We start from the raw sequence: 20,493 nt of genomic DNA on the forward strand, positions 1-20,493 counted from the left end.
ATGAACATTGATGGAAAGCAAAGCGCTGTTGCTCTGAACCTTGAGACCAAAGAGAAGGTAGATCTGATCCGCTCCCAGCATGGCATCACCCCTGCTCTTGCTGTCGTGCTCGTTGGCCAAGATCCAGCAAGCCAGGTCTACGTTCGCAACAAGGTCATGCAGGCTGAATCCGTAGGTATGGTCAGCATCGAGCGGAAGATGAGCGCTGACACGACTACCGAGCAGTTGCTCGCTGTGGTGAACGAACTGAACAACGACCCCTCGATTAACGGCATCCTGGTTCAACTGCCGCTGCCCAAGCAGATCGAAGAGTCACTGATCATCGAGGCAATCGCCGCCGAGAAGGACGTCGACGGATTCCACGAAATCAACAGCGGGCGCCTGCTGAATGGTGACAAGCGCGCTCTGGTTCCATGCACTCCGCAAGGCTGTGTAATCTTGGCCAAGAAGGCCTTGGGTACAGATCTGCGCGGTATGCATGCCGTCGTTATCGGTCGCTCGAACATCGTCGGCAAACCACTGGGCATGCTGCTCCTTCGTGAGAATTGCTCAGTCACCATCGTGCACTCCCACACCCGCAATATCGAAGAGATCTGCAAGCAAGCTGACATTCTCTTCGTTGCTGTAGGCCGAGCCAACATGGTCAAAGCTAGCTGGGTCAAACCGGGAGCAACGGTTATCGATGTAGGGATTAACCGTATCGACGTAGGTGAAGGCCGTAGCCGCCTGGTAGGTGACGTCGACTTCGAAGACGTTGCGCCTATCGCAGCCCACATCACTCCTGTCCCTGGCGGCGTTGGCCCGATGACGATTGCGTGCCTGCTCAAAAACACCATCGTTGCTGCCTGCAATCAGAACAACCTGAACATTCCCTTCGAATAATCCAAGAAGGGCCACCTCATGAGGTGGCCCAACGGGAGCTCATTCCATGTTTCTGCATCTCAAGCCTTACGCTGGAGACCCCATCCTTTCGCTCATGGAAAAGTACGAAGCCGACTGCCGCCCAGACAAAGTCAATCTGAGCATCGGCCTGTACTACGACGAGGATGGGCTGGTTCCAACGCTTCGTAGCGTCACCCTTGCAGCCGATGCCATCGCCAAACGCAACAACGCTTGCACCTATCTGCCAATGGATGGCAGCGCGCCATATCGCCAGGCCGTTCAGCGCTTGCTATTCGGGAACGACAGTCCAGCACTTGCTCAGAACCGCATTGCGACTGTTCAGACTGTGGGCGGCTCAGGCGCTCTGAAAGTAGGCGCCGACTTCCTCAAGCTGAGCTATCCGGAATCGCAGGTATGGGTTAGCAATCCCACCTGGGAGAACCACATAGGTCTGTTCGCCGGCGCCGGGTTCCAGGTCAACACCTACCCGTATTACAACGATGAGCAACGTAATGTTGACTTCGATGCGATGCTTGCCGCGATCAGTACCCTTCCGGCTCACTCTATCGTCCTGCTGCACCCCTGCTGTCACAACCCCACCGGTGCGGATCTAACGAATGGACAGTGGGACACCCTCCTCCCGGTGATCAAGGAACGGCAACTGATCCCGTTCATGGACATCGCGTACCAAGGTTTCGCTGCAGGTATCGAAGAAGATGCCTATGCAATTCGTGCGATGGTAGCAGCCGGCATGACTGGCTTCGTCAGCAACTCTTTCTCCAAGATCTTTTCGCTCTACGGTGAGCGCGTAGGCGCGCTTTCGGTGGTGTGCGAAAGCGCAGATGAAGCAGCGCTTGTTACTGGCCAACTGAAAGCCACGATCCGCAAAAACTACTCCAGCCCTCCTCGTTCGGGTTCGCTGGTTGTAGCAGAGGTGCTCAACACTCCAGAGCTCTATGAAATGTGGGTAGCAGAAGTGGCTGAGATGCGTGAGCGCATCCTGACCATGCGCACCGAGCTGCGAAGCCTCTTGGAGAGCCGAGTGCCGCACGCAGCGAGTGCCTACCTTACTCGTCAGCAAGGGATGTTCAGCTACACAGGGCTCAGCCATGACCAGGTAGACCAGCTCCGCTCCGAACGGGCCATCTACATGCTCTCCTCTGGCCGGATCTGCCTTTCTGGCCTGAGCCGACGCAATCTCCGTCGAGTAGCTAACGCGATGGCATCCGTCCTCTGAATCAGTCTCGGTGCTGGCCATCCTGGAGTCATCGGCTCGAGGCACGGCCAGACATTCAGGCGCTCCGGCTTTCCAGGTCGGCTGGAGTAGCCCTTACCTAACCCAGGACTCGAGAGATCAGCAGCCCACTACTCACCTGGTCACTGTCTATTGGTTTGGTCACCAAAAGCTCGGCACCTGGACTTTGGTAGCTCCTGAGGTAACTCAGGAGCTTTTTTATGGTCATCCCACACTCAGAACGTTCGCTCATGACTACGGCCACTTCAACCCTTCCCCATTCCCGTATCGAAGACGGGTTAGCACTGATCGTCGGAAGTGCACTTATTGCTTTTGGTTTGCTACTGGCTAAACAAGCAGGCGTTGCCACTGGAGGGACAGCCGGGGTAGCTCTGTATATACATTACGCCCTAGGGAAGGTCTGAAAAAGACTTCCTGAATCTGGTGAAATACGCCGATCCCGCCAGCCGAGTTTTTCCATGAAGCAGATGACCTTCGCCGACGCCGAGTACGCCGGCAAGCGCAAGCAGACCCGTAAGGAATTGTTCCTGATCGAGATGGATCAGGTGGTGCCGTGGAAGGGATTGATTGCCCTGATCGAGCCACACTACCCAAAGGGTGAAGGTGGTCGTCCAGCCTATCCGCTGATGGCCATGTTACGTATCCATCTGATGCAGAACTGGTTCGGCTACAGCGACCCGGCCATGGAAGAAGCGCTCTACGAGACGACCATCCTGCGTCAGTTCGCCGGGCTGAGCCTCGAGCGTATTCCCGACGAAACCACCATCCTCAAGTTCCGTCGCTTGCTGGAGAAACATGAGCTGGCAGCCGGCATCCTCGGCGTAATCAATGGCTACCTGGGGGATCGCGGCCTGTCGCTGCGCCAGGGCACTATCGTCGATGCCACACTGATCCACGCGCCCAGCTCGACCAAGAACCAGGACGGCAAGCGCGACCCGGAAATGCACCAGAGCAAGAAAGGGAACCAGTATTACTTTGGCATGAAGGCGCACATCGGCGTGGATGATGAGTCGGGGCTGGTACACAGCGTGGTAGGCACGGCAGCCAACGTGGCGGATATCACCCAGGTCGAAAAACTGCTGCACGGTGACGAGAACGTCGTCTGCGCCGATGCCGGCTACACCGGCGTCGAAAAGCGCCCCGAACATGCTGGCCGCGAAGTGATCTGGCAGGTCGCAGCACGCCGCAGCACCTACAAGAAGCTCGATAAACGCAGCGCCCTGTACAAAGCCAAGCGCAAGATCGAGAAGGCCAAGGCACAAGTGCGAGCGAAGGTCGAGCACCCGTTTCGAGTGATCAAGCGCCAGTTCGGTTACGTGAAGGTGCGCTTCCGTGGCCTGGCCAAGAACACCGCTCAGCTGGTGACGCTGTTCGCGCTGTCGAACCTATGGATGGCGCGCCGACATTTGCTGACTACCGCAGGAAAGGTGCACCTGTAATGCGGAAAATGGCTGCTGCGAGGTGCTCGCGGCGGCCAAAAACGGAGAACTGAGCGGGTTACCTGGTCGAATTTGATCGACGGCCCGCTTTCAAAAGCAGCGAGGGCTGAAGTCGACCGGAAATACAGGGCTACTTCAGACCTTCCCTAGGCTACGCTTTCGGCCCTACTTTCTTCTTGGTGAACATGCCATTTTACTACCTAGCTGTGCGACGCATGAGCTGGAGCTTCTCTCTCAAGACCTTTGCTGCAATTGCGATGGTTTCCTTAATGTCTGCTCACAGCCAGAACTTTATCACTCTCGAACGCATTGATACTTGGTATGCCGCACTGATCGGAAACATGCTGATGGGCATTGGTTACCTCGTCTTGTTTCGACACCGTGCGAGCTTGGGCGGCTTCGGCATTCTCATGCTGTATTTGCAAGACAAATTCGGTTGGAGAGCGGGTTGGCTGCAAATGGGTACAGATGTGATCATCGTCTGCATTTCCCTAACCCTCTTGACCTTTCCAGTGTGGGTGTTCTCAGTGATCGGAGCAGTAACACTCAATATGATTGTCGCATTGAATCATCGTGCAGACCGTTATCTGGCCTAAGGGCCACCAACACTTTCAAAGATCGAAACCTTCATCAGACACAAAAGAAAACGCCGCGATAAACGCGGCGTTTTCTATTACTGCACAGCAAGCTTAGTTGGCTTCAAGAACACCGCGCTTGATTTGATCACGCTCGATGGATTCGAACAGGGCCTTGAAGTTGCCCTCGCCGAAGCCGCTGTCGCCTTTGCGCTGGATGAACTCGAAGAAGACCGGGCCGAGGGAGGTCTCGGAGAAAATCTGCAGCAGGAGACGGCGGTCACCATTCTCCGATGCACCATCCAGAAGAATGCCACGCTTGCGAAGCTCTTCGGTCGGCTCACCATGGTTAGGCAGACGGCCCTCGAGCATCTCGTAGTAGGTCTCCGGAGGAGCGGTCATGAACTTGGTGCCGCAGGCCTTCAGAGCATCCCAGGTCTTCAGCAAGTCGTCGGTCAGGAACGCAACGTGCTGGATGCCCTCCCCGTTGAACTGCATCAGGAACTCTTCGATCTGACCGGAGCCTTTGGACGACTCCTCGTTCAACGGGATGCGAACCATACCATCGGGAGCAGTCATGGCCTTCGAAGTAAGGCCGGTGTACTCACCTTTGATGTCGAAGTAGCGAATCTCGCGGAAGTTGAACAGTTTCTCGTAGAAGCCGGCCCAGTAGGCCATGCGCCCACGATAGACGTTGTGGGTCAGGTGATCGATCAGCTTGAGACCGGCGCCGACGGGATTGCGATCTACGCCTTCCAGGAACACGAAGTCGATGTCATAGATAGAGCTGCCTTCCTCAAAACGGTCGATGAGGTACAGCGGAGCGCCGCCGATACCTTTAATCGCTGGCAGCTTCAGTTCCATCGGGCCAGTTGGAATTTCGACTGGCTGAGCACCCAGCTCCAGGGCACGTGCGTAAGCCTTTTGAGCGTTACGAGTGCGGAAAGCCATGCCGCAGATTGAAGGGCCGTGCTCAGCTGCGAAATGGGCAGCCTGGCCAGTCTTCTCGTTGTTCACAATGGCGTTGATCCCGCCCTGACGGAACAGCGCAACGTTTTTGGAACGGTGGTTTGCCACATGAGTGAAGCCCATACCTTGCAGTACCGGCTCCAGGATGCCTGGCTCTGGGGAGGCCAGCTCAATGAACTCGAAGCCCATCAGTTCCATCGGGTTTTCAAACAAATCAGCCATCTTCTTATCCTCGTCAAACTATTAGTTTTGGTGTTGTTCAAACCGCGATTGATGAGGCGGCGAGCATGGAATGCCCCGGACAGTCCGGGACAAAAAATCTCCATGTATGAGTTGAAAACCTAGATACCGCATGTGTGCTACCTACTAGGCATTCGCAGGAGCGCGAATGTCGTTACAAAATTTTCGACGGATGATCTGGCTGTTGATCAGGGTGCGCGATCCAGAAAGCATGCGTTGCTGCTGCGAACGTCTGCACTCGACGAATCCTCGGGTACGGCTCAAGCGAAACCCCGAACCTTTCTGCTGCGTACAACTGTGGGTTCAGGTAGACATCGGCCAGGCTCGGGAGCTGCCCGAAGCAGAAGCTCTCATCCCCAATCATCTCTTCAACAGCAGCCAGCCCCTGACTGATCCAGTGAGCGATCCAGTTCTTGATCGCCTCCTCCTCGTGCCCCATCTCACGCAGCCGGTTAAGTACCGCTACGTTGTGCAGAGGATGGATGTCGCATGCGATGAGGGCGGCTACACCACGCTGCCTGGCACGCAGTTCCGCATCGTCCGAGAGCAGGGATACCTCTGGATATCGCTCCTCCAGGAATTCGATGATTGCTGGCGACTGAATAATTTCCTGCCCGTTATCCACCAACAGAGGCACACGACCCTGTGGGTTTTTGGAAACGAAAGCCGGTTCCTTATGCTCAGCCCGCAAGAGGTTGACCGGAACGTATTCGTAGTCCAGACCTTTCAAAGCAAGTGCGATTCGCACCCGATATGAGGATGTCGACCTGTAGTATCCGTAGAGCTTCACGTCAGTTTCTCAGCACGCTTTGATGATCTTGCCTCGGCATTCGCCGAAGCCAATGGACGCCATACCAGGCCGGGTGCACCGGGCCTTGAGGAAGATCTCATCACCATCTTCAAGGAAGCGACGCTCCTCACCAGAGCTCAACACGACGGGCTTTTTACCCCCTTCGGTAATTTCCAGCAGGCTTCCGAACTGTCCAGGCTCAGCACCCGACAATGTCCCAGACCCCATGAGGTCACCGGCCTGCAGTTGGCAGCCATTGACGGTGTGATGCGTCAGCATTTGAGCGATAGTCCAGTACATGCTGAGCGTGTTGCTGAGGGTCAGGCGCTGAGGCTCAAGACCTTCGCTACGCATCCGCTCACTCTGGATCAGGACTTCAAGCTCGATATCAAATGCACCTTGGGCCTGATCAGCTTCACCCAAGAGGTAAGCCAGTGGCTCCGGATCTCCCGAAGGACGTTTGGGCTGCGGGCGACGGAACGGCTCCAGAGCCTCCAGGGTGACCACCCAAGGAGAAATCGTGGTGATGAAGCTCTTGGACAGGAACGGCCCAAGAGGCTGGTACTCCCATGCCTGAACATCACGCGCAGACCAATCGTTCAAAAGGCACAGGCCAGCTATGTGCTCTGAAGCGTTTGAAATCGATACGGGCTCACCAAGGCGATTGCCTTTAGAAACCCAGACGCCAATCTCTAGCTCATAATCCAAACGGCTCGACGGCCCAAACACAGGTTTCGACTCACCTGCAGGAAGGGTCTGTCCATTTGGCCGCTGCACCTCTACGCCTGATGGACGAATAGTCGACGCCCGACCGTGATAACCGATGGGCACGTACTTGTAGTTCGGGAGCAATGGATTATCGGGACGGAATAGTTTGCCGACGTTCTTCGCATGCTCAATCCCTACGTAGAAGTCGGTATAGTCGTTGATACGGGCCGGCAGGTGCATGACACATTCCGCCGAGACGACCAGGCATTTTTCAACCACATGCCGATGCTCCGCCCCTTCAACCAGCAACGATTGAAGCACCTCACGCAAGGCCACACGCACACCGCGCCCAAGCTCAAACAACGCATTCAGTTCGCCAGATTCTGCAGCGTCTATCGCTCGCAGGGCATCTCCGGCCACCAGGCCCGTCGACTTCAGTGCCTGCAGATCCAGGATGAGATCACCGATTGCCACACCGACTCGTTTTCGATCATCTCCATGGCTGAATACGCCAAGCGGAAGGTTTTCTAGTGGGAAATCAGAGTGGCCGTTTGCGGACTCAACCCAGCTTCGTTGAATGGTTGTTTGAGCTGACATTGCTTAGCGTTTCTCCGGGTTGAAGGTAGTAGGGATAGAGGCCCAGCAGGAGTCGTAGTCAGCCTGCAGCTGCGACGTTTCCAGCGCATAGCGACTAGGTCGGAACACTTGGCTGGTTTCGAACATGAAGGCCATGGTGTCGGTGATTTTGGCCGGCTTCAGCTCGGCAGCAATTGCTTGAGTGCAGGTCGGGCCATCTGGGCCATGGGCACTCATGCAGCTGTGAAGCGACGAGCCGCCTGGAAGGAAACCATCTGCTTTAGCGTCGTACTCACCGGTGATGAGCCCCATGTACTCGTTCATGAGGTTTCGGTGGAACCATGGTGGACGGAAGGTTTTCTCGGCCACCATCCAGCGTGGCGGGAAGATCACGAAGTCCAGGTTGGCCATACCATGAACGCTGGTCGGCGAAGTCAGAACAGTGAAGATCGATGGATCGGGGTGGTCGAAGCTGACGGTGCCGATGGTGTTGAAGCGACGAAGGTCGTATTTGTAAGGCACGTTATTGCCATGCCAGGCCACCACATCCAGCGGTGAGTGCTGCAACGTGCAACCCCACAGCTCGCCCAAGAATTTTTGTACCAGCGTGACTGGGCCATTCGCTTGCTCATAGGCCGCTACAGGAGCCAGGAAATCGCGTGGGTTGGCCAAGCCGTTGCTGCCGATAGGCCCCAAATCTGGAATGCGCAAAGGCGCGCCGTGGTTTTCGGCGATGTAACCGCGCGCGGTGCTATCCAGGAGCTCTACACGGAATTTCAGACCACGTGGCAGGACAACAATCTCCTGAGGCTCAACCTGAAGCTTGCCGAGCTCAGTGGTGATCAACAGCCGACCAGCTTGAGGCACTACCAGGAGCTCGCCGTCAGCGTTGAAGAACACACGCTCCATCGAGCGGTTCGCAAAATAGCTGTAGACCGTGATGCCTGCCGGCTTCTCGGGGGCCGAGTTAGCAACCATGCATACCAAACCATCGACGAAATCTACAGGAACGTCGGTCGACGGCAGTGGGTTCCAGCGCAGACGGTTCGGAGTAACAGCGCCCAGGCCGCCCCCTGCAATCTGGCGAGGCAAACGAGCAAACTCTGGATGGTTGGCCGACGGTTGAATTCGGTACATCCAAGTACGGCGCAATTCGGATCGTGGCATCGTGAAAGCCGTACCCGAGAACAGCTCTGCATAGAGAGCGTAAGGCGCTTTCTGTGGAGAGTTCTGCCCTACCGGCAGCGCGCCGGGCAGCGCCTCACTGCTGAACTCATTGCCAAAGCCTGATTGGTACTGCAGATCGACGCTCATGGATCCTCCAGACGAACTCATCTTGTTGTGCGAGCCCCTGGCCAGGTCGGCCAAGGGAACCAGTTTCTCTATTCGTAATCCGATTACGGAACATTAATCCCCTTGGATTAATTCGGTCAAGTGGTATTCTCAAGTCCCCAGAATCCGGGGCTTCCAGCGGGAGCCCTCCTCGATAAAGGCGTGGATGTCGCGATGAACACCGAAAACAAGAAGGGTATTGAGATCAGAACAACAGTCATGGGCGAGCCATTCGTCGAGCGGGCCATGGCCAACGCCACGCCATTCACAGAACCTCTGCAGGAGTTCATCAACGAGCACGCCTGGGGCAGCGTGTGGGCCAGAGATGGGCTGCCCTTGAAGGTTCGAAGCCTGATCACCTTGGCCGCATTGACGGCACTGAGGGCGCCTCACGAACTGGCAGGTCACGTCCGGGGCGCTTTGAACAATGGGTGCACGGAGGAGGAGATTCGGGAGGTGCTTCTGCACTGCGCGGTCTATGCCGGCGTTCCTGCGTCCGCTGAGGCTTTCCGGGCTGCGCAGGAGGTCATCGACTCGTTCAAGTGATCAGATTTGGTGGAGCTGCAACCATCTAGGGGAGCTGCACTAGGGGTATGCCAAGCAGCTACCTCGCCCAGAAGGCCGATTCCGATCCGTGATGATGGCACTGCGCTACACTCGAACGGCGTTGTCGAGCGTTGATAAAGCAGACGGAAAGGAGCCGAATGAATGATCACTCAAATCGACGTTAATAGTTTCGGAAGTTTCAACGGGCTGGTCTGGCGAACAGCAATGAGGGATACAGGTCGAAATGTTCAGAACTTTAAGCGACTTAATATAATTTACGGCAGGAACTATTCTGGAAAAACAACTCTTTCCCGCATTTTTCGAACACTGGAAACAGGAAAGCTACCAACAAATTACGCGTCCCCCTCCTTTACCCTTTACGGTGATTCAGGAAACGTCGCTCACACAGCCCTGGCGTCCCACAGCTATGAAGTCCGAGTATACAACCGAGACTTCGTGAGCGAAAATCTGAGCTTCTTGATCGACCAAGCAAATGGCGAAATTAAAACCTTTGCAATCGTTGGCGAATTGAACAAAGAGATTGATGAAAAAATCGCTGCTCTCGAAGCGCAGCTAGGCAAACCGGAAACCAATACTGGCCTTCACCACTCTAAGGCCGTCAAACAGGTTGAGTCAGGCAAGGCTTCCTTGGCATTTAGCACGGCCAAAGATGACCTTGAAAGCAAGTTGCGAACACATGCGAATGATAAAATCAAGAAGAATCGCACCTATGGCTCTGCGAACTACAACATGGAAAGCATCCGAAAGGACATTACGGCTGTCCAAAAGGTCGGATTCACACCATTGAATCCAGACGCATGGACTTCTAAAATCGGACTGTTAAAACAAGAAGCTCTTGCAGACATACCTGAGCTACAAGCACCCCAGCTGAAATACAAAAAAATACTGGATTCATGTCGAGAGCTCCTCATCAGTAAGGTCACTCCAACCAGCCCTATTAAAGAGCTTTTAGACAACAATTCTCTGCAAAGCTGGGTAAAGCAAGGTGTCGATCTACATAAAGGCTCACGTGAGTCCTGTGCTTTCTGCCGGCAAGATTTACCTCATGACATCTGGGACGTCCTGGCTGCTCACTTTAATGAAGAGTCTGAGGCCCTGGAGACCAAGCTAAACCAGTCGATAGCTTCTATTGAAATTGAGATAGCCGCTACAGCTCGTATCATTCTCCCCGCGCCGGAAGATTTCTATTCAATACAAAGAGCCAGCTATGAACAATCTTTGGACAGTCTCAAAAGCGCGCTTAAAATCTACACCATAGACCTTGAACTGTTGAAAACTGCGCTGGGAGAACGCAAGAAAAATTTGTTTAAGCCCGTACTCCCCCCTGAGCCGGCCCACAATCCAGAGACCATCCCCCTACTCCTTCAGTCGATCAATGAGACCATTAAAGAAAATAACAAGAGTACAACAACCCTTGACAAGGCGAAGTCCGAGGCAATAACGCAGCTTCGCCTGTCCGACGTTTATTCCTTCATAGGAATCATTGAATACCAGAAAGGGCTAGACCGAGTTAGCCAGCTAAAGACTACGGCAGACACATGCTCAACAGAACTGAACAGCCTGAAGACTGAAATAGCACAGATCGAAAAGGAAATCGACGACCTCAAAAGCAAGCTAAAAGATGAACGAAAAGGTGCCGAGCGAGTTAACGCCATACTTAGTCATTTTTTTGGGCATGATGGGATTAAGCTAGAGGCCGTAGACAACACTGAAAGCAAAGCCATTAAATTTGAAATAACCAGGGACGGCAAATCCGCTTACAATCTAAGCGAAGGAGAATGCAGCCTAATCGCTTTCTGCTATTTCGTTGCAAAGCTTGAAGAGACCAACACCAAGGGCAAAGAACTAATCGTCTACATTGACGACCCAATATCTAGCCTAGACGGAAACCATATATTCTTCGTATACAGCCTTATTGAAAGCCTCATTGCTCGCCCAGAGAAAAACGAAGACGGATCAAACAAATATCGATATAAGCAACTGTTCATATCCACGCACAATCTAGACTTCCTTAAGTACCTGAAAAAGATATCTATCCCAAACGATAAAAACGGTGGGAACCAGCACTTCATTATCGAACGCAGCGGTGTCGGCAGCAACATACTGCTGATGCCATCGTATCTAAAAAACTACATCACCGAGTTCAATTACCTATTCCATCAAATCTACAAATGTCGAAACCAAGACCTTGCTCATACTGAGCATGAGCCTTTTTACTCCTTCGGCAATAATTTAAGAAAATTCCTCGAGGCGTTCTTGTTCTACAAATACCCTCATCACGATGACCAGAACAATTCCCTGGAGCGAATCTCTAAATTCTTTGGAAACGATGATACAGCTGTTGCACTTGCCAACCGCCTGAACAATGAGCTATCTCATCTTGAATCAATTTTTGATAGGAGCATAAAGCCAGTTGAAATACCTGAAATACCTAAACTGGCCAACTATGTTCTTGATAAAATTTACGCAGCCGATCCCGAACAGTACAATTCGCTACTAAAAAGCATCGGTGAACCTGAAAGAGTGGGATAGAGGTGTGCCAGTGTAGGCCTCAATCGAGGCCTACACTACGATCACTGGCGCCAAGATTCCACAACCTCAGCACCGTGTTCAGCTTTCCAGTTTTTCAGCACGGCGTGGTTGCCGCCTTTGGTCTGCACCACCTCACCGCTGTGTGGATTTTTGTAGACCTTGACTTCCCGAGGCTTGCGAGTCGATTTTTCATGAACCTGAGGAGCATGACGACGACTGCTAGCTTGCGGATCCAAGATGTTGATCACCTCTCGCAAGCTGTAACCATACTCGCCGAGCAAAGCTCGCAGCTTTTCCTCAAACTCCATTTCGGCTTTGATTGCAGAATCGCCTTTCATGGCTTCAAGCTCAGCGAGCTGCTGAGCCAACTGTTGTTCCAGACGACGGAATTCAGCGAGACGAGACATGGGTTATCCTGTGGTTGCATTACGATAAGGCGATCAATATAGCTCAGTATATGGAGTGCCAGTCAAATTAACCCGCTGCATAAGGTGTGCTTACTCATCATCGCCATCTGGTGAATCCGTGATGAAATATGAGCCTCCCCATGGCCTACCGGAGAAAAACGGTAGATCGTCTGGTCGTTGCGAGTTCAAAACACTGAAGAATGAGCTCTCAATGCCATGCTGCTCTCGCAGCTCCTTGGCGAGCTGTTGGGCGATTCCTTGCCGCTCACGAAGATCCCTGCGGGTGTCCAGTTCATCCAATGAGGCCATATATCGTCCCTGCTTATTGACCTTGACCCGGCCAGCTTTGACCAAAGCCCGGACGTAGGGGTGGGTATTGTCTTGGAAACAGAGCCAGCACCCTCCAACCTCGTGGGTGGGCCCTTTGGGAGTGGTACCTTCGAGAATCAAGACACGACTCGAGAAATCGAGTTGCATGCTCTTGGCCATGAGATCAGACACCTTGAGACACGACTTGAAATCGAAGCACGCCGAGGAAAAGACTGCCTGTAGCTGTTCGGTGTCAAATCCGCCCACATTCGATGGGAGCTTTTCGCATACCAGGATGTGATCGAAATGAGTGTCGGAAACGACCTCGCGGTCGATCAACGAGAGGATATCGTATTGCAGCCTCCGCGCCTCCACCATGGTGGGAACCACTACCCCAATCCCCGACCATTTCTTGTGGGTCAATTGAAGACCAGGGATCGTTGTTCCTACTAAGCCCTTTGCGTTGATCTTCGCAATGGCCCGCCGGTAATTATGAGGATACGGCCAGCGCCATTCTGAGCACTGGTTGGGCAGATTCTGCTGGGCACTGACATACCTGAACTGATTTTCGACAACCTCCCGACCATTGAGCTCAAGTGGCGTGCCGTCCTGCAGATACGCTTGGCCTTGAGACCAATGAGCAACCCTTTTAAAGCCGCCATTTTCGGCCACCGCCAACGGGAAAGTCAGGGCGTACTGCGTTGCGGCCCCTGCTTGGGGCGGCTCACCTTCCTTGACTGCAATGATGTCAGCTATTTGGAAGCTGGAGCAGCAAACCGCTGGATGAGAGCCATGTACCGTCCGTTCGCCATCTCGTACCCCGTAGGTCGCCCAGATGTAGTTGAGGCGTACCGCTACCCGCTGAAGAAAATGGGCCGGCCACTGCTCACCGTCATACCAACAGTTCGATGAAAAAGCCTCTGGGATGAACTCAGGACACGAGTTACCAAGCAGGTCAACATCACGAAAATAATGGGCTATCCGAGGCGTAGTGCGAGAGTCGATTTTTTTACGCATCTCCGATTACCTTTCTTTGGACATGGAAGTCCCCGCCCTGGGAGTAGGGATTTTTAGTCAAATAGCGCAAATCAAACATAGACCTGATAGATGAGCCACGCAAGTTCACAACGAAGAAAAAACACCACCCAAAGCCCAAACTAATAGTATCGAGAAACAATTTCTCTAATATTGACTTATTAACGAAACCAATGAGATTTGACGCACAACATATAAAACGTCACACAAACTAAAATCCCGAATAAACACCACCTTTTTTGGCTGCACCTATTTAATAGTTTACATGTAAACCATGGATATTAGAGATATGGAGCGATTACAGGAGTCGATAGCGAATTTGCTGATGAAGGTATCCTTGATCTGTTCCCGCGAGCAGCACAGGAGCTTGGGTCGAGCCGCGACAGTGCCTGGTTTTTGAGGACAGCCCTCAAGGTGTTCAGGCTGCGTATATGCTATTGGAGTGACTGTGATCAATGTTACTGCTCTCATGCCGCGAATCTGGTTACACCTCCCCACAGCCGTCTCGCTTACCGGCTAACCGAGCTATGATCACTTCGAATACTGCCACTAGGAAGTGAGCCAGCGCATGAATCTCCAGGCATTAGGCGATAAATTTCAGCGGTACCGAAATCAGCTCCAACGCTCTGTGGACGAGGTCGCTAAGGCCGTGGCCATCGACGTCGAACGCCTCAAAAGAATCGAGTTGGGAGCTCAAGAGCCCACTGGGGATGAGGTACTCATTCTCGCCGATTACTACCGCTGCGATTTTAAATTTTTCATCTCGAACGAGGAGCTCGCCCCATTTGAGCAAACGGAGACGCTCTACCGGGCCCACGGGAGTGAGTTCTCTAAGGAAGATCGTGCGGCGATTCAAGAATTCTTGTATCTCTGTGAGACCGAAGAGTTTCTTACCCAAGAGCTTCGAGCAAGCCCACGACCATTCGCTTTCAGTCCACAGGGAAACTATTACGTGGGGCATGCTGAAGAGGCCGCTAAGGCATTTCGGCAGTTCATGGGGCACTCAGATCGGGAGGTGCCCCGAGATATCTATACAGAGTTCCGCTCGGTCGGTGTGCATGTGTTTCGTCGTAGGCTGGAAAACTCCAAAATTTCTGGCGTATTCGTGATGCACCCAATCGCAGGCAAGTGCATTTTGGTCAACTACAACGAGGATGTGTACCGACAGCGTTTCAGTGCGGCTCACGAGATGGCTCACTGCATTTTTGATAGCGCCGACGGCCCCAGTGTGACCATCCCTGGAGACAGGGATATCAGGGAGGTGCGCGCCAATAGATTTGCCTCCTGCTATCTGATGCCACCCGAAACGATCAGCAAGCTTCCTGACCCCAGCGCTTGGACTCAGGATGATGCCCAATCTTGGGCCAATAAGTTCCGAGTCAGTTGTGACGCCCTCGGGGTTGCCTTGATAGCGGCTAAGCGAACCGACAAAGAGACCAGTCGACGCATTCGCGGCTACCGCGTTCCGAGGGAAGCAAAAATAGATCCTGAGTTGCCGGAAAGCCTGACGCAGCAACAACGAGAGAGAAAGGCAGCCTTGCTCGAGCGAGGGCTGTCCCATCACTACGTGACGCTCTGCCTAGATGCACATAGTCAAGGCGTCATCAGCCTTGGCCGCTTGGCTGAAGCACTCCTCTGCAGCTATGGAGAGTTGAACGCACTTGCGTCCCTGTATGGAAGGAAAATTCATGGCCATTGATCCATCCCGGTTCCACAAGATCAACGTCGCCGACACCTGCTCGGTTTGGAATATTTTGTCATCACGTAGGCTGTATGCTGGAGCTCAGGAGGCCAGGTGCGAATTCTGCATCACAGGCTTTGTATTGTACGAATGCTTGGTCAAGCCACGGACATCTCCAACGGATGCTGATCTTGAGCTCAGGGAGCGTCTTAAACGTGAGCAAACAAGGGGCAAGTTCGCCTCTCACTCCTGCAGCATTGACGATCTTCAGGCCATTGCTGATCTCGAAAGTCGCCGAAGGCTGGGGAAGGGCGAACTGTCATCAATCGCCTTCGCCAGCAGAATCCGCCAAGCCTTCATAACTGACGACCTCAAGGCGCGAGCTCTGTCCGAAAGCCTTGCGAATTCAATCACTCAGACCACGCCGCATCTGCACTCCTGGCTCATCTTCAACAACACCCTAACAGATGCCGACCACCAGACGGTGCTGTCGCAACACGCTGAGATGGGGGGCTCGCTTACCACGCATTTGACCACTGCATACTCCATGGCATTGCAATGCAAACTAAACATCGTATTACCTCCTCCTACGCCGGCAGCCCCTGCCGAGTGACGAAGAAAATGAACTCGGTGAACTGGAACGTAGTAGTCACAATTGGCAATCGCCCGGAACTGTATATAGATACAGTAAACCTATCTATTACGTTAAATATCCAGTCCGAGGCATCTCAATCCAGCCCGAAAGGTGGCTCAATGCCACTAATAATTGTAGATTCCTTCGCTGGCGCTGGTTAAGGCTTCGCCACCGCGCTACAGGACGCCCAGTGCGATTTTCCAAGAGAAGGAACCATGGACAACACAGAAGCCAGCGCAAGCATTGCCGGATTCGGCTATCAGTTCGAGCGTGCGCTTTACAGAATTTTTCATAGCAGCCATCGGGACGCTCTGTTCGGAATCGAAACAGCTGATGATGTTGAAGAGATCATCCCTACTGCGACAGGAACAATTTCCATTCAGGAGCAGGACAAGCTAACCCTCGCAGCCAAGAATCCGCTGCAGGACAGCAGCCGGAACTTGTGGAACACCCTCAAGAACTGGCTGGACAAGCTTGAGCAATCGCAATGGAGCCATCAAGAGCTCCTTTTCATGCTCGTTACTAATGGTTCAGTTAGCGAAGGCAGCCTAGCTCATAGACTCTCAGCCGCCTCGAGCACTGAAAGTGTGGCCGAAGCAATCTCTCACCTTCGTGCCCAAGCCCTGACTATGACCGGCGCTGTCGCGGAGATCGCAGACAAAGTGACGGCTTTTGATGACAAGTCGTTAGCCTACGTCATCACTCGTTTCGAGTTGATTCACAGGCTAGGGTCAGACTCTATCACTGAGGCGATGTACACAGCCCTCCAGCTCCCAGACGGGCTGGATGATCATAAGAAGATCATTCTGGATAGCCTTTCAGGACATCTGTTCAACGCGGCACTTGAGTCGTGGCGGCGTAAAGAACCGTTCTGGACGACGGCACAGCCTTATTTCAACCGCAAGCAGATTCTCTTTGACAAATTCCTCAGCGAACCCTGGACGGCGAGAAAGCTGGAGGATACTGGCTATAGGGAGCTGATTGAGCTCAACCGCGAGCTTCAATTGCCCTTTATTGCTCAGCTCAAAGAGCTGGGGATCATGGAGCGATCCATCGAAAAAGAGCTGGGTCACTATTGGGGCGGGTACGCAGAACGCTCCAGGCTGCTGCTCAAAGGGAAGATTCTCCCTCAGCACTTTGACGATCTTGAAGAAATGCTGCGTGACCGCTGGGACAACCTCCGGGAGGTCTATTCGAACGATGCGGAGATCCCACTCGAAGACTTTTCCAAGGCTGATCACAAAAAGATTTATCTGGCGACCACCTCTCCGGAGAAATTCACAATCGAGCTAGGCCGGCTCAAATCGAACCATCGCTACCTGTATCTAGGCACCTACCACCATCAGGTCAACGACGACGGTACCAATCACCCAGTTCACTGGCACCCAACGGAAGGCAAGAAACCTTGAACCGGCCCTATTTGGACAGATACATCGTCCACAACAGCTCTCTCTCATGCTTCTTACTGGTGCTCTTCGTTCAGCAATACGAACTGGAGGCTTCAGAGCATCCTCTCGACCTCATGAAACTGAAGCTCGTTCTCCCATTTGTCTGGGACGAGGCATCGCGAGGATCGCTATGTAGCCGTAATGCCAGATCCAAGCTGGACGCCGTTCTACGCGAGGCGCCTGAATTGAAGGTTGACCTGGAGCAGCGGGTGGCATCTCGAGCAGCAGTGACTGTTCAGGGATTGAACCTCGCCGTATCCACGAAACTGCTGGCCGTCACCCAGCGTGAAAATGATCTCCCAGTCTTCAGCAACCTCAGCGACCGCTGGCCAAAAGGCACAAAGTCAGCCCTCCCTAAGGAGATGGTGTCGACTGTCAACCGCTTGGCCAATTGGTACGCCGGGGTCGACACCCCGACCCTTATTAAGCTTTTCTTCGGTATTTCCAATGAAATTTCACATTGACTCAGTAGTTCTTTGGCCCAGAAACCAGGATAACGAGATCCAAGAGATCTCATTTGAAAAGTCAAAGATCAACATCATTCACGGCCTCAGCCGCACCGGTAAATCGTCGATCCTGCACGTTATCGATTACGCCTTGGGGTCGACAAAGTGTCAGATCCCGATTGGCGTCATCCGGAACAAGGTCATGTGGTTCGGCCTCAAGGTTACCTTACGAGGTGAAACCTGGCTGATCGCTCGGAAGGGGCCAAAAGATGGTACCCCATCCAACGACTACTACTTTGAGCCGTTTACCGGGGTACTCCCAGAAATCGTGCCCACCAAGACCACCAGGGCAATTTTCAAAGACAAGTTCAACAACCTGACTCGGGTGAGTGACCTACCTCATTCAGACGCTGAGAAACCCAGCCCACTCGATGCTCGTACATCGTTCAGGGACTTGGCTGCCTTCAATTTTCTGCCACAGCACATCGTTGCCAACCCCAACACCCTTTTCTTCAAGGCTGACACCTGGACTCACCGCGAAAAACTGATTCGAGCGATGCCATATGCTCTGGGCATCGTAGATGCTCAGTACGTGATGAATGAACGTCGACGTGATGAGGCAAACAAGGAGCTCGAGAGCCTCAAAAAGGAACTCATAGTCGTTGAGAAATCTAAGGCTCACTGGAAAACCGAAGTCGACCGCAACTTGGACAAGTGCATCGAGATCGGCCTGTTGGATGCAGACATTCCAGATATCCTTGACTCCAAAATTGCCAAGCTTAGATCGGTAGTACAGGCGTATAAGGACAGGCGCCTTGAACAGACCCTTGTCGAACCCAAACGCCTTCACATCAACGAGCGTTTTAATGCAGCAGTAGCGAAGGAAACTGAACAGCAGCGCGTTGTCGACGACCTTGGTGAAGAAATAAGCGGCTACACCAGCCTCGCCCAAAGCGGTCAGCAGTTCGTCAAAGCTGTAAACCTAGAAAAAAATCACGTGGTCGGCTTGAATTGGTTGAAAAAAAGCTTCGAACCAGGAGGACAGTGTGTTGCCTGCGGTTCTCCCTCTGACAGCATGAGTTTGGTGATCAATAATCTGGAGACGAAAGTAAATCAGATCACTCGGGTAGCCGATATCCTTGAGCAGAACCCAGCCTTCGACAACAAGCTCTCGTCACTTAAGAGAAACCTTGCTGCAGAGGAAAAGAAGCTCCATGGCATCCGCACAGATAAGAATGCGATCCTGGCAGAGGACGAGAAGCTGCGAAATGCCGTTGGTGAAATTTATTACCTGGCGGGGACGATCTCTGAAGTCCTGAAAAAGATCGGACAGACTTCTGCTGATGAAGCCATCACTGAACGCATGAAGGTCGTAAGCAGCAAGATCAATGACCTCGACAGGGTCATGAGCAAGACAAATCGTCAAGCCCGAGAAAATTACGTCGATCAGAAAGTCGGAGAACTTATAGAGCACTACGCAGATACCTTCGGCAACCTTGAAGGAGCGGCGAACTCTGTCCTCAAGCTGGATCGGAAGGAACTGACCATTCGATTCGACAAAGAATTCAGGCAATTCGACTATCTTTGGGAAGTCGGGAGCGGCGCGAACTGGATGGGCTACCACATTGCCGCGTTCCTAGGCATCCACGAGTACCTTCTCGAAGAGGAAAATCAGCATCTGCCGCCTCTCAGCTTCCTAGTAATAGACCAGCCCAGCCAGGTCTATTTCCCGAGCAGCGATCAAGGAGCCAACGCCTTGGACTCAGACATCGCTACGCTTCGAGAACACCGAACTGAGGATCTGATCGCCACTCGACGAATCTTTGAAGTGCTGGGGGAAGCGATCAAACGAACAAATGCCGGCCTCCAGATCATCGTGCTGGAGCACGCTGGCAAGGACATCTGGAGCGGAATACCACACACCCACTCTGCCGCATCCTGGAGCAAGAAAGGTGATGGGTTGATCCCTTCCACCTGGGTATAGGTCTATCAAATTGATCCTGAAGAAGGCAACCGGCCTTCTTCTCTCAAATGAGCTATTATTTCTGCAAATAACTAATACCAACTTATGAACCTAAACGAAATAAAAAAGCAATACGATCATCTCGGCGACCGAAATGAACAGGTGGGCATCCCCATCAATTACTTTCTATTCCACCTTGACGAAACATTTTCCAAAAGCAGCGACAAGCTGCTAGCTGACTACCTGGAGAGCTACTCTGACGTAAGAAAATGGATTATTGTTTCCGACTATGTAATAGGCGATAAAAAAAAGCCGAATGACACCGTGGTCTTTTCCATAATCCCTGGCGATGCCGATATAGAAAAAATCTTCTCAACAATTGATAGAATGGCCCCTGTCGATATAAAAAAAAACAAGAGAAGTCAGCGGTGAATTCTTAGAGTTTCTTTCCAATGGGCCAATCTTCAATATATGCATAAAGCTCAACAAAAACAGGAAGCTACACAGCGACGAGCGCTCATACCACAATGCAAAAATTAATTCGATTATTGCACAACTTGAAATTTGGTGTAGAACTACGCCCGAGCGCCAATCCGACTACATACAGTCCATCAAAAAATTCAAAGCCGTACAAAAAATAATTAACTCCCCCGCACCAAACTATAAACTATTCAGAGACATCGAAGTAGTATCAACACTTGCCGC

The 20,493-nt window shown here is 52.7% G+C and carries 18 protein-coding genes; 12 read left to right on the top strand and 6 right to left on the bottom strand.

All coding sequences use genetic code 11. The features are described 5' to 3' along the window. The 4 genes from ACK56M_RS21240 to ACK56M_RS21255 all read left to right on the top strand — a co-directional run bounded on the left by ACK56M_RS21240 (window position 1) and on the right by ACK56M_RS21255 (window position 4,172). Window positions 1-882 carry a bifunctional 5,10-methylenetetrahydrofolate dehydrogenase/5,10-methenyltetrahydrofolate cyclohydrolase gene (locus tag ACK56M_RS21240; protein ID WP_411959015.1) on the top strand — a complete coding sequence of 294 codons (882 nt, stop codon included), beginning with the start codon at window positions 1-3 and terminating at the stop codon, window positions 880-882. 46 nt (window positions 883-928) lie between these two features. Further along, entirely contained in the window at window positions 929-2,119 is a 1,191-nt protein-coding gene (locus ACK56M_RS21245; RefSeq protein WP_411959016.1) for an aromatic amino acid transaminase, read from the top strand. 476 nt (window positions 2,120-2,595) lie between these two features. Beyond that, window positions 2,596-3,576 (top strand): IS5-like element ISPpu18 family transposase, encoded by a 981-nt coding sequence (locus ACK56M_RS21250; protein ID WP_058178368.1) that lies wholly within the window; start codon window positions 2,596-2,598, stop codon window positions 3,574-3,576. Window positions 3,577-3,761: 185 nt separating this feature from the next. Then, a complete protein-coding gene (locus ACK56M_RS21255) occupies window positions 3,762-4,172 on the top strand; it encodes a YitT family protein (protein WP_411959017.1) in 411 nt (136 codons plus the stop codon). 93 nt (window positions 4,173-4,265) lie between these two features. Here the strand turns inward: ACK56M_RS21255 and hppD are convergent, their stop codons facing one another. The 4 genes from hppD to hmgA all read right to left on the bottom strand — a co-directional run bounded on the left by hppD (window position 4,266) and on the right by hmgA (window position 8,748). Further along, window positions 4,266-5,342, bottom strand: coding sequence for a 4-hydroxyphenylpyruvate dioxygenase (gene hppD / locus ACK56M_RS21260; protein WP_401344929.1), 1,077 nt, complete (start codon window positions 5,340-5,342; stop codon window positions 4,266-4,268). A gap of 172 nt (window positions 5,343-5,514) precedes the next feature. Continuing rightward, a complete protein-coding gene (gene maiA / locus ACK56M_RS21265; protein ID WP_411959018.1) occupies window positions 5,515-6,150 on the bottom strand; it encodes a maleylacetoacetate isomerase in 636 nt (211 codons plus the stop codon). Window positions 6,151-6,159: 9 nt separating this feature from the next. Then, the gene (fahA, locus tag ACK56M_RS21270) at window positions 6,160-7,455 is read right to left on the bottom strand and encodes a fumarylacetoacetase (protein WP_401344932.1); all 1,296 of its coding nucleotides are present in this window, start codon (window positions 7,453-7,455) and stop codon (window positions 6,160-6,162) included. Window positions 7,456-7,458: 3 nt separating this feature from the next. Beyond that, on the bottom strand, window positions 7,459-8,748 hold the full coding sequence (gene hmgA, locus ACK56M_RS21275; RefSeq protein ID WP_411959019.1) for a homogentisate 1,2-dioxygenase: 1,290 nt from the start codon (window positions 8,746-8,748) through the stop codon (window positions 7,459-7,461). 192 nt (window positions 8,749-8,940) lie between these two features. Between hmgA and ACK56M_RS21280 the strand changes: the two genes are divergently transcribed. Beyond that, entirely contained in the window at window positions 8,941-9,312 is a 372-nt protein-coding gene (locus ACK56M_RS21280) for a carboxymuconolactone decarboxylase family protein (protein ID WP_411959020.1), read from the top strand. Between the two features lie 162 nt (window positions 9,313-9,474). After that, window positions 9,475-11,865 carry an AAA family ATPase gene (locus ACK56M_RS21285; RefSeq protein WP_411959021.1) on the top strand — a complete coding sequence of 797 codons (2,391 nt, stop codon included), beginning with the start codon at window positions 9,475-9,477 and terminating at the stop codon, window positions 11,863-11,865. A 41-nt stretch (window positions 11,866-11,906) separates the two neighbouring features. Here the strand turns inward: ACK56M_RS21285 and ACK56M_RS21290 are convergent, their stop codons facing one another. Together ACK56M_RS21290 and ACK56M_RS21295 are read right to left on the bottom strand one after the other, a co-directional pair. Next, entirely contained in the window at window positions 11,907-12,272 is a 366-nt protein-coding gene (locus ACK56M_RS21290) for a histone-like nucleoid-structuring protein, MvaT/MvaU family (protein WP_411959022.1), read from the bottom strand. Between the two features lie 90 nt (window positions 12,273-12,362). After that, entirely contained in the window at window positions 12,363-13,598 is a 1,236-nt protein-coding gene (locus tag ACK56M_RS21295; RefSeq protein ID WP_411959023.1) for a DUF4427 domain-containing protein, read from the bottom strand. Window positions 13,599-14,184: 586 nt separating this feature from the next. On the opposite strand from ACK56M_RS21295, the gene ACK56M_RS21300 reads away from it, so the two are divergent. From ACK56M_RS21300 to ACK56M_RS21325, 6 genes are all read left to right on the top strand, one after another. Further along, window positions 14,185-15,315, top strand: coding sequence for an ImmA/IrrE family metallo-endopeptidase (locus tag ACK56M_RS21300; protein ID WP_411959024.1), 1,131 nt, complete (start codon window positions 14,185-14,187; stop codon window positions 15,313-15,315). Beyond that, entirely contained in the window at window positions 15,305-15,910 is a 606-nt protein-coding gene (locus ACK56M_RS21305) for a hypothetical protein (RefSeq protein WP_411959025.1), read from the top strand. Before ACK56M_RS21300 ends, ACK56M_RS21305 begins: the two co-directional genes overlap by 11 nt. Window positions 15,911-16,146: 236 nt before the next feature. Continuing rightward, the gene (locus ACK56M_RS21310) at window positions 16,147-17,340 is read left to right on the top strand and encodes an ABC-three component system protein (RefSeq protein ID WP_411959026.1); all 1,194 of its coding nucleotides are present in this window, start codon (window positions 16,147-16,149) and stop codon (window positions 17,338-17,340) included. Beyond that, window positions 17,337-17,843: a three component ABC system middle component gene (locus tag ACK56M_RS21315; RefSeq protein WP_411959027.1), complete on the top strand. Its 507-nt coding sequence runs from the start codon at window positions 17,337-17,339 to the stop codon at window positions 17,841-17,843. Before ACK56M_RS21310 ends, ACK56M_RS21315 begins: the two co-directional genes overlap by 4 nt. Beyond that, window positions 17,827-19,809, top strand: coding sequence for a DUF3732 domain-containing protein (locus ACK56M_RS21320; protein ID WP_411959028.1), 1,983 nt, complete (start codon window positions 17,827-17,829; stop codon window positions 19,807-19,809). Before ACK56M_RS21315 ends, ACK56M_RS21320 begins: the two co-directional genes overlap by 17 nt. A gap of 84 nt (window positions 19,810-19,893) precedes the next feature. Beyond that, window positions 19,894-20,220: a hypothetical protein gene (locus ACK56M_RS21325; RefSeq protein ID WP_411959029.1), complete on the top strand. Its 327-nt coding sequence runs from the start codon at window positions 19,894-19,896 to the stop codon at window positions 20,218-20,220. Window positions 20,221-20,493: the final 273 nt, after the last annotated feature.

The organism is Pseudomonas sp. s4 (genome assembly GCF_046764235.1).
Classification (GTDB): Bacteria; Pseudomonadota; Gammaproteobacteria; order Pseudomonadales; family Pseudomonadaceae; genus Aquipseudomonas; species Aquipseudomonas asiatica.